Source organism: Halomonas sp. AOP13-D3-9, assembly GCF_052379125.1.
In the GTDB taxonomy this organism is placed as follows: domain Bacteria; phylum Pseudomonadota; class Gammaproteobacteria; order Pseudomonadales; family Halomonadaceae; genus Vreelandella.
Genome location: NZ_JBQSYH010000048.1, coordinates 1 through 1,748, shown reverse-complemented (window position 1 = coordinate 1,748; position 1,748 = coordinate 1). Strand labels below are relative to the sequence as shown.

Sequence of the window (1,748 nt, the reverse complement as noted above, 5' to 3'; positions counted from 1 at the left end):
TTACCCCAGCGGCGAGCGCTACAACGCAATCGACTATTGGTGAGGAGCGCCCAGCAAAAAGCGTATATTCTTTATCTTTATCGACCACATCCATAGCGTTACTCAGAGCGCTTAAAAGCAGGACTTTCACGCCATAACGCCACTGCGAACATCAATACACCTGCAAACAGAGCGATATCGGCCATGTTAAAGGCGGGCCAATGCCATTCGCCCCAGTAAATGTCCAGATAGTCGACGACGTACCCTCGCGCTAAGCGATCAACAGTATTACCGAGCGCGCCGCCAAGAATCAGGCTGTACGCACAGGCCTCCAAGCGCGACAGGGGTTTGCATAGCTGCACAACCAATACGACGACCACCACCAACGCTAAACCAAGAAAGAGGTAGCGCTGCCAACCCCCTGCTTCTGCGAGAAAGCTGAAAGCGGCTCCTGTGTTCCCGGTATAAACCCAGTTAAAAAACGGCGTTAGCGGAATGACTTGGCCAAACGACATCTGGGCGTGCACGATTTCTTTGACCAGTTGATCGGCTAGAGCCAATACGCAAGCAAATGTGAACCATGGCCAACGTCGTGAAGGGCTATCGTTTGGCGCTGTTCTCATGACGTTGTTTTTCCTTGTGACAGGCCTGTCATTGCGGTACTGGGCGAAAAGCGGTAACCCAGCAGTCGCATGGCGTTCAACGTCACCAGGACGGTAGCACCGGTATCGGCCATCACCGCAATCCACATGCCGGTAATACCCAGCGCCGTTGTAACTAGGAAAATGGCTTTTAAGCCAAGGGCGAGAACAACGTTGGTTTTCACATTGCGCAGTGTGGCACGAGAGAGGTCTATCAGCTCAGCGATGCCGGTAACGCGGTTCTTGAGCAAGGCTGCATCGGCGGTTTCCAACGCCACATCCGTGCCGCCCCCCATCGCGATACCCACATCGGCTGCCGCGAGTGCCGGTGCATCGTTGATGCCATCGCCTACTTTACCGATGGGGCCACGGCCAGCCGCTTGCCAGTCTCGAACATACGCTGCCTTGTCTTCAGGCATTAGTTCGCCGTACGCTTCAATGCCTAAGCGACCCCCCGTGGCAGCGACGGTGCGGGCATTATCACCGCTGAGCATGACCGCCTGTACGCCCAAACGGGATAGCGCCGCTAGGCCTTCAATGGCATCTTCGCGTGGCTCATCGCGAACCGCGATCAAGCCCAGTAAACGCTCGCCTTCGACGAGGAGAGCGAGGCTCTTACCGGCTTCTTCTAACGCGACAATCCGAGCACTGAGACTTTCCTCAAGGATGACTTTCTCGTGAAGGTGACGAGGCGTCATTAAGCTCAGCTCGCGACCCTCCACCTGGCCGGAAACACCGCGCCCCGCCAGAGCGCGGCCGCCGGTGACGGTGGGGAGGTTGATGCCCGACTGTCGGGCATGCTCAACGATAGCCGTGGCGATAGGGTGACTGGAATCCCGCTCTATTGCGGCGGCGAGCCGCAATACGCTGTTATCGTCTTCCTCAGCAATCCAAGACTCCACATCTGTGACTCTTGGGGTACCCGCAGTGAGGGTGCCCGTTTTATCTAATGCCACCAAGCGAAGCTTACCTAACTGTTCAAGAACGGCTCCCCCTTTGATCAGTAGTCCGCGCCGAGCTCCCGCCGAGAGACCGGCGGCGATGGCGGCTGGGGTGGAAATGACTAACGCGCAGGGGCATGCGATTAACAGCAATGCTAACGCACGGTAAATCGACTCCGACCATGCC

At 56.9% G+C, this 1,748-nt stretch carries 2 protein-coding genes; both read right to left on the bottom strand.

Annotated features, from left to right (window positions below; all coding sequences use genetic code 11):
- Positions 1 to 98 precede the first annotated feature (98 nt).
- The gene (gene lspA, locus ACT3UM_RS24130; RefSeq protein WP_027957956.1) at positions 99 to 602 is read right to left on the bottom strand and encodes a signal peptidase II; all 504 of its coding nucleotides are present in this window, start codon (positions 600 to 602) and stop codon (positions 99 to 101) included.
- Positions 599 to 1,748: heavy metal translocating P-type ATPase (locus tag ACT3UM_RS24125; protein ID WP_498902546.1), on the bottom strand; the 1,150-nt coding region annotated here is incomplete at its 5' end. The genes lspA and ACT3UM_RS24125, both read right to left, overlap by 4 nt.

Excerpts from the sequence above, each read along its gene's own strand:
- lspA (WP_027957956.1), bottom strand. The coding sequence starts at position 602 with ATGAGAACAGCGCCAAACGATAGCCCTTCACGACGTTGGCCATGGTTC.